At 71.9% G+C, this 7,628-nt stretch carries 7 protein-coding genes and 1 pseudogene; 6 read left to right on the plus strand and 2 right to left on the minus strand.

Going from position 1 to position 7,628, the window contains the following annotated elements; translation table 11 throughout:
- Positions 1 to 414 precede the first annotated feature (414 nt).
- Positions 415 to 687: a hypothetical protein gene (locus O3Q52_RS44740; protein ID WP_269654260.1), complete on the minus strand. Its 273-nt coding sequence runs from the start codon at positions 685 to 687 to the stop codon at positions 415 to 417.
- Positions 688 to 822: 135 nt separating this feature from the next.
- Here O3Q52_RS44740 and O3Q52_RS44745 point away from each other — a divergent pair, with 135 nt between their 5' ends.
- The 6 genes from O3Q52_RS44745 to O3Q52_RS44770 all read left to right on the plus strand — a co-directional run bounded on the left by O3Q52_RS44745 (position 823) and on the right by O3Q52_RS44770 (position 6,977).
- Positions 823 to 1,437, plus strand: coding sequence for a Uma2 family endonuclease (locus O3Q52_RS44745; RefSeq protein ID WP_269654254.1), 615 nt, complete (start codon positions 823 to 825; stop codon positions 1,435 to 1,437).
- An 85-nt stretch (positions 1,438 to 1,522) separates the two neighbouring features.
- On the plus strand, positions 1,523 to 2,641 hold the full coding sequence (locus O3Q52_RS44750) for a MerR family transcriptional regulator (RefSeq protein ID WP_269654255.1): 1,119 nt from the start codon (positions 1,523 to 1,525) through the stop codon (positions 2,639 to 2,641).
- 97 nt (positions 2,642 to 2,738) lie between these two features.
- The gene (locus tag O3Q52_RS44755; protein ID WP_269654256.1) at positions 2,739 to 2,954 is read left to right on the plus strand and encodes a hypothetical protein; all 216 of its coding nucleotides are present in this window, start codon (positions 2,739 to 2,741) and stop codon (positions 2,952 to 2,954) included.
- 501 nt (positions 2,955 to 3,455) lie between these two features.
- On the plus strand, positions 3,456 to 4,799 hold the full coding sequence (locus tag O3Q52_RS44760; RefSeq protein ID WP_269654257.1) for a helix-turn-helix domain-containing protein: 1,344 nt from the start codon (positions 3,456 to 3,458) through the stop codon (positions 4,797 to 4,799).
- 124 nt (positions 4,800 to 4,923) lie between these two features.
- A complete protein-coding gene (locus tag O3Q52_RS44765) occupies positions 4,924 to 6,171 on the plus strand; it encodes an amidohydrolase (protein WP_269654258.1) in 1,248 nt (415 codons plus the stop codon).
- Between the two features lie 107 nt (positions 6,172 to 6,278).
- A complete protein-coding gene (locus O3Q52_RS44770) occupies positions 6,279 to 6,977 on the plus strand; it encodes a response regulator transcription factor (RefSeq protein WP_269654259.1) in 699 nt (232 codons plus the stop codon).
- Positions 6,978 to 7,183: 206 nt separating this feature from the next.
- Here O3Q52_RS44770 and O3Q52_RS44775 read toward each other — a convergent pair.
- A pseudogene (locus O3Q52_RS44775) lies at positions 7,184 to 7,628 on the minus strand (hypothetical protein); the annotation flags it as partial.

The raw sequence follows: 7,628 nt of genomic DNA on the forward strand, positions 1-7,628 counted from the left end.
GCCGGGGCGTCCGCGCCGCGGATCCGGACCTTCAGTGCCTGCGCGTCGGCGGCGCAGCAGGTGACGAGGAGGCGGGCGATGTACCAGGTGCCGTCGTCGTCGCGGGTCACGAAGCCGGTGAGGCGGACCGTGCGGCCCTTCATGGACGCCCCGGTGTCCCACTCCGCACGGGAGGCGAAGGCGCCGAGGGTCAGGTCGACGGGGTGCCCGGCGGGCAGTTCGGGGAAGGTGCCGGTGCCCTGGGCGGCGACCCTGGCCTCCTCGCGGCCGGCGCCGTACGAGCCGAGGGCGGGGGCGGTGAGGAGCCAGGCGATGCGCGGGTTGCGGGTGTGGTCGTGCCGGGCGTGGGCGTCTTGACCATGCCCGTCGTCCGCGTAAAAGCCAGTGCCGCCGCCGGTGCGACTCCACGCCGCATCAGGCTGTCCACCAGGCGGCCACGGCCGGCGTCGCGATGTCGAGCGCGACCATCGGCCCGAGTACGGTCCCGACGGTGGCGATGACGACCAGCGCGACCCCGCCGACCACCACGTACACCAGCGTCCGGGCCACGAGCCGCGCCCCGTCGGCCACACTGCGCCGGTTCCCGGCACCACTCGTGTCCGCGCCGCCCAGGTCCGCGCCCCGCGCCTCCCCGCCCCGCGCCTCCACGTGCCTTGCTTCCCGCCCCACGTACCCGTTCGTACGCATGTATGCACGTACGTCTGCGCAGGCTAACCGGTGCTTCTGTGCGGGGTCCTCGTTTTACCCAGCAGGTGGCTGTCAGTCGTTCGTGAACCCGATCGGCGATAGCTTGGTGAAATGACGGGAAGCAAGGAGTCGGCCATGTCGCAGCAGGCCATCTACCGGCATCTGCGTGAGCTGCGCGGCCACCTGACGCCGCCACGCGGCTTCACGTATCCCGAGATCAGTGACGGGACGTTCGTCATAATGATGAGCCCGCGCCCGCGTCACCAGGTCACCGCCTCCGATGTCCGCGACCAACTCGTCTCACAGCTGCCCGAGGGCATTGGCGCCTTTGAGGCCACCGACACCGACGACGGCGTCCTCGGCAAGCTCCGGGTACCCGACATCATCGTCACCGCGCGTGAGGCGATGCTGACCGATGATCCACTGGACCCGCGCCAGATCCTCCTCGCCATCGAGATCGTCTCGCCGTCGAACCCCGCCAACGACTACGAGGCCAAGAGCCGTGACTACCCGGCCATGGGCATCGAGAACTACCTGATCCTCGACCCTCGCGACGGCACCTGGACCTACCAGTGGGACATCGACAGGTGCGGAGGGCGCCCCGCATACGGCAACCGCCTCCACAAACAGCCCTACGGAACCCCGCTCGCCATCACCACCGACGTGGGCACCTGGAAGCTCGACACCAGCGGACTGCCGCTCTACTCCCGCAAGGACATGATGCTCTCGCCCGAACCCGACGGGGCCTAGTCATCCGTCTCGCGGAGGGTGCCTGCCGGTCGGGATTGACCCTCGACCTTGTGCAGGGCCCAGAGTTCCGGATGTGGAGAGCGAGATGCGCAGTATCGGGGAGATGGCCCGGGACAGCGGGCTGAGTGTGAGTGCCCTGCGGTTCTACGACCGTGCCGGGGTGCTGGTCCCCGCCTGGGTGGATCCGGTGAGCGGCTACCGCTGGTACGGCCCCGGGCAGTGCGAGGAGGCGCGCCTGCTGACGCGGCTGCGCCGGGCCGGTATGCCCCTGCCGGACATCCGGCTGGTGCTGGCCGGCTGGTCCGGCGCGGACACCGATCTCGTACGGAAGCTGCTTCAGGCGCATCTGCGCCGGCTCGAACTGGGGCTGTCCGATGCCCGCAGCGAGTTCTCCGCGGTCCGAGCGCTACTCGAAGGCAGGGAGAAACCCATGACATCGCTCCGCACCGCCGCCGTCCGGCTGACCGTCCCGGCGGCCGGACTGGCCGCCGCGCTGGACGCCGTCCGCTTCGCCGCCGGTACCGACCCGGAGCTGCCGATGCTCGGCGGCGTCCTGTTCGACATCGAGGGCGAGGCACTTCGGGTCGTGGCCACCGACCGGTACCGGATGGCCGTCGCGCGGGCCCGCGCCACCGGGCACGACGGGGTCCGTGAACAGGTCATCGTGCCCGCCCCGCTCGCCGACGCGATGCGGGCGCTGCTGAGCGGTGAGGACGGAGACGGACCCGTCCGGCTCTCCGTGGACGGTGACCGCGTGACCCTGGAGGCGGGGGACCGGCAGGCGGCCGGACAGTGCCTCGACCACGACTTCCCCGACTACCGTCGTCTCGTCCGCCTGCCGGCCGGGCGCCGCGCGGTCGTCGACGTACCGGCGTTCCGCGAGGCGCTGGAGACCGGCCCCGTCCGTACGAGCGAGACGCCCGGGCCGGACGGCACGCCCTGCGACCTCAGCGTGCTCAGGCCGGAGGCCGACGGCACGGTGACCGTCTGCGCCGACGGCGAGGAGGGAGGAGGGGGCGAAGAGGGGGGCGCCGACCGGGATCACGTCGCCGTCAATCGCGAGTTCCTGCTGGACGCGCTCGCCGCCGGGGCCCGCGACCGGCTGGTGCTGGAGTTCGGGGCTCCTACAGCTCCGCTGGCCGTCCGCCGGGCCGACACCGAGGACACGTTCTCGCTCCTGATGCCGGTACGCCTGGAGAACTGAGCGCTCCGCGGGGAGGGTGGTGCTTCGTCTGCGGGTCCGTCGTGGCTGATCCCTCCCTCACTCTCGGCTTCGCTCGGGCGAGGGGACCCCCATCGCGGTGGTCGCGGGCAACTGGTCGGGCAACCTGTCCGTCGGCTCCATCTTCAACAACGGAACCGTCTTCCCGGGCGCGGACCACGTCGACGTGACATCACTCCTGGGCGGCCAGCCGTCGACCGACTGCTTCCACTGCAACCCGGGCCCCGGCAAGCACAAGGCCAACGCCGAGGCAGGCCTCACCATCACCCGAGTGGTCTGGCGAGGCGAATGCTGACCGGCTGACACGGCGGGCCGGTGGGGGGCTGAAGGACAGGGGCGCAGCCCCGTCTCTTCAGGGGCGCAGCCCCTTGTTTTCAAGGGGCTCGGGGCTGTGACATTCTGCGGCTCCGCCGCGTGGGCGCGACAAGCCCCCACCGGCCCGCACCCAACAAGCAGAACACCAGGCGGGCCCCTATTGCGGCCCCGCCTCCGCCGCACTGATCAGCGCGGCGAAAGCGATCACGGCGGCCCCCAGCGCGGTCACGAACCGGGCGGGGAAGAAGCGAGTGGCAATGCGTCGGAACACGGCGACAACCTCGCATCGTCAACGTAGGCCAGCGTATTAAGTCTGCGTCATCGTGCACTTAACGCGCCGCTTAACCTAGGGCGTGTTCGCCTCCGGGGCAAGGGCCGCATTGAGCCGATCGGCGGCCTGCCCGCCCGTCTTAACTGCCCTCTTTCAACGGGAAGTTGAATAGGGTGCGGGTGTAAGTCGACTTACTGGCATGCTTACGCCATGGCCGAGCGCGACGACCCGGGAATCATCGGGCGCAGAGTGCAGCAGCTGCGTACGGAACGCGGGCTGACACAGAAGCAGTTGGCGGAACCCGCCTACACACCCGCGTACGTCTCCACGCTGGAGGCGGGCCGCGTACGGCCCTCCGAGGAGGCGCTGCGGCACATCGCGGAGCGGCTCGGGGTCGCGTACGAGGAGCTCGCCACCGGGCGGCCCGCGCACCTCGCCACGGACCTGCGGCTGCGGCTCACCGACGCCCAGCGGACGCTGGCGACCGGCGAGGCGGAGGTCGCCGCCGAGCAGTACACCGCGCTGCTCGCGGAGGCGGAGTCGCACGGGCTGAACGCCGAGTGCGCGGCCGCGCTCCTCGGCCTCGGCGAATGCGCCCTGGCCACAGGGGATCTGGGGACGGCCCGGCTGCGTTTCGAGGAGTCGGAGAAGCGGCTCGAGGACTCCCCGCTGCCGGTCCGGGTCCCGGCCCTGCGCGGCCGGGCGGTCTCGCACTACCTCGCGGGTGAACTCCGGTACTCCTGCTACCTGTTGGAATCCACGATCGACGAGCTGAACCGTGGCGGGCTGCACGATCCGGACGCCCTGCTGCTGCTCTACGCGGCGATCATCGCCCCGTACATGGACATGGGAGCGCACGCGCGGGCCGCACAGGCCGCGGAGTACGCGCTCGCGCTGGCCCCCCAGGTCGGCGAGCCCGCGCTCCTGGCCCGAATGCACCGGTCCGTCGCCCGCACGATGATCGCCGAGGGCCGCATCGCCGAGGCGGACGCGTCCCTGGGCAAGGCGGCGGAGCTGTACCGCCAGCTCCAGATCCGTACGGAGCTCGCCAACTGCCACTGGATGCGCGGGTACATGCACGCGCAGAACGGCGACATGGAGCGCGCGGAGAGCGAGTTGCGCGAGGCGCAGGCCATGCACTCCGCGCAGCGCGCCACGCTCTACACCAGCCAGGTCGCCGTGGAACTGGCGGACGTGCTGCACCGGCGCGGGAAGTCGGACGAGGCGGCGGCCCTGCTCCACGACGTGCTCGGGGACCTGAGTTCGGAGCGCGGGGCCGTCCACTCCGCGGCCGCGCACCGGCTGCTCGGCATCATCGCGGAGGACGCCCGGGACACGGAGACCGCCGAGGAGCACTACGTGCGCGCGCTCAGCCTGCTCGAACGGGCCGGTGCGGCGGGCGACCTGGCCGACCTGTGCCGGTTGTTGGGGGATCTGCTGCGGCGTACGGGGCGGATCGAGGCGGCGTTGGACGCGTATCGGACGGGGCTGGGGCACCGGACTGCCCCGGGCACCACGACACTTGGGCCGGCGCCGGCGCACCCGCCGCTCTGACGAACACCTGGTCCGCTCCGCGGGGGGAACGGGTCCGGCCCGGGCCGCGGCTGTCACTCCCCCTCGCGTCGGCGGCCGCTCCCGTCCGGGCCCGCGGGACGGCGTACGGACATACGCTGGCCCGGTGACCTCTCCCGCCGCACGCATAGCGCTGGACCTCACCGCCGACCTGCCGGTCCCGGCCCTTGAGGACTTCTACCGGGATCTGCACCGCCATCCCGAGCTGTCGGGGCGGGAGCACCGGACGGCCGCGAGACTCTCCGAGCGCCTCGCCGGGGCCGGGTACGAGACGGTGGACGGCATCGGCGGCACCGGAGTCGTCGGGATGCTGCGCAACGGCGACGGGCCGACCGTCCTGCTGCGCGGCGACATGGACGCGCTGCCGGTCGCCGAGGAGACGGGACTGCCGTACGCGTCCGGGACGCCCGGGGTCATGCACGCCTGCGGTCACGACCTGCACGTCACCTGGCTGACCGGAGCCGCCGACGCGCTCGCCGCCGGGCGCGACACCTGGAACGGCACGCTGCTGGTAGTCGGCCAGCCCGCCGAGGAGACCGGCGAGGGCGCCGCCGCGATGGTGAACGACGGCCTGTACGAACGCTTTCCGCGCCCCGACGTCCTGCTCGCCCAGCACGCGGCCCCGGGCCCCACCGGGCTGTACGCGCACTCGCCCGGACTGATCATGTCGGCCTCGACGGACGTCGACATCGTCGTGCACGGGGTGGGCGGGCACGGCTCGCGGCCGGAGGCGACCGTGGACCCGGTGGTGACGGCCGCGTACATCGTGACGAGGCTGCAGACGGTCGTCTCGCGGGAGGTCGCCGCCCGCGAATCCGCCGTGCTCACGGTCGGCCGGATCGAGGCGGGCACGCGGCACAACATCATCCCGTCCGAGGCGCACATCGCCCTCAACCTCCGTACGCAGTCCGCCGAGGTGCGGGAGCGGATGCTGGCCGCGATCCGGCGGATCGCGGCGGGCGAGTGCGTCGCGGCGGGCTGCCGGCGCGAGCCCACCGTGACGGTCGGCGGCAGCTTCCCGATGACGGTCAACGACGCCGACACCGACCGCCGGGTGGCCGCCGTGCACGGCGAGGTGTTCGGCGCGGGCACGGTCCTCGACTTCGGCCCGGTCATGGGCAGCGAGGACTTCCCCCTCCTCGCCGAGGGCGGACTCCCGTACGCGTACTGGTTCGTGACGAGCACGCCCGCCGAGGTGTGGGACGCGGCGGGGAGCGCGGCCGGGGGCGACCTGATGGAACAGCTCGCGGCCGTGCCCAGCAACCACAGCCCGCATTTCGCCCCCGACCTGGCGACGGTCGGGCCGGGCGTACGGACGCTGGTGTCGGGGGCGTTGGAGATTTTTGCTCGGTAACACGTGTTACCCGCTACCGAGCGGTACGTGTGACGATGTGCCCCCCCCTGAGGTTGAATCCTCAATAACCCCCCACCTTCACGGTCGGCACAGCGAAGGAACAGGACATGACCACCCCTGTCTCCCCTGCCCCCGCCCACCTTCTCGTCGTCGACGACGACGAGAGCGTGCGCGCCCTGCTCACCACGGCGATGGAGTTCCTCGGCTTCCGGGTGACCGGCGCCGCCACGGGCCGCCAGGCGCTGGAGGCACTCTCCCGTCACAGCCCCGATCTCGTCCTGCTCGACGTCGGCCTCCCCGGCATCGACGGCTTCGAGGTCTGCCGGACGATGCGTACGCGGGGCCACACCATGCCGGTGATGTTCCTCACCGGCCGCGACACGGTCGACGAGCGCGTCCGCGGACTCGACCTGGGCGGCGACGACTTCGTCACCAAGCCCTTCGAACTCAGGGAACTCGCGGCCCGGGTCCGGGCGCTCCTGCGCCGCACCTCGGTCCGCTCGGCCGAACGCCGCAGCCTGCTGGCCGGCGACGTACGGCTGGACGCCGACACCTACGAAGTCTGGTCCGGCGGACGGCCGGTGAGCCTGACGACCACCGAATTCGCCCTGCTGCGCTACCTGATGGAGAACCCCGGCCGGGTGCTGACCCGTGCCCAGATCCAGGAGCGCGTCTGGAACCACCGCGCCGAGGGCTCGGGCAGCGTCGACACGTACGTCTACTACCTGCGCCGCAAGCTGGGCTGTCCCGGTCAGGCACTCATACGGACCGTGCGCGGCACGGGTTATCTGCTGTGCGCGGACTGAACCCGGCCTGGCCGCGCAGAACCCGGCCGGGTGGTGCAGCGTCGCCCCGTGCCAGGCCATCACGTCCGGGGGACGTCTACTCGCACAGGGATTTCTGAGGGAACTCTGATCAGGCCCAGACCGATTCGTGATCTTGGCTTGATTCACTTGCCTCTCGGAAGCGCGCTCCCCGGCGCCTTCCGGCGACGAGGAAAGGCTCAGCCTCGTCAGACCTGTGCCTGAAGCCGGCTGAGGTGCCGCTGGACATCGTCCAACGCGCCCTGCCGACGCCCCGGAACGCGCAGGCGCAGGTCGGCCAGCGCGGGCCCGAGCTCACGGGCCCGCGCGGAGTCGTCGATACGGCCCCACTGGTGATGCGCCCGGTCCACGGCCGCCTCGACACCGGGCGCGCCCGGCTCCTGCCCCGCGGCCAGCCGTACGTCGGCCACCGCCAGCCAGATCCGGCAGCTGAGCTCCGCGTCGCCCGCGAACATGGCCAGATCCGCCCGTACTTCCATCCAGTGCACGACCTCGTCGGCGCCGGGCCCGTGCGCCCGCAGCGCTTCCTGCTCCCGCCGCCCGGCCAGCTCCGCGGCCTCGGCGTGCCTGCCGCTCTCGACGGCGGCGGTGATCTCGGCGTGGGGGTCGGAGGGCGGGGGCGGGAGCGGAGAC

The organism is Streptomyces sp. ActVer, from assembly GCF_027270795.1.
Classification (GTDB): Bacteria; Actinomycetota; Actinomycetes; order Streptomycetales; family Streptomycetaceae; genus Streptomyces; species Streptomyces umbrinus_A.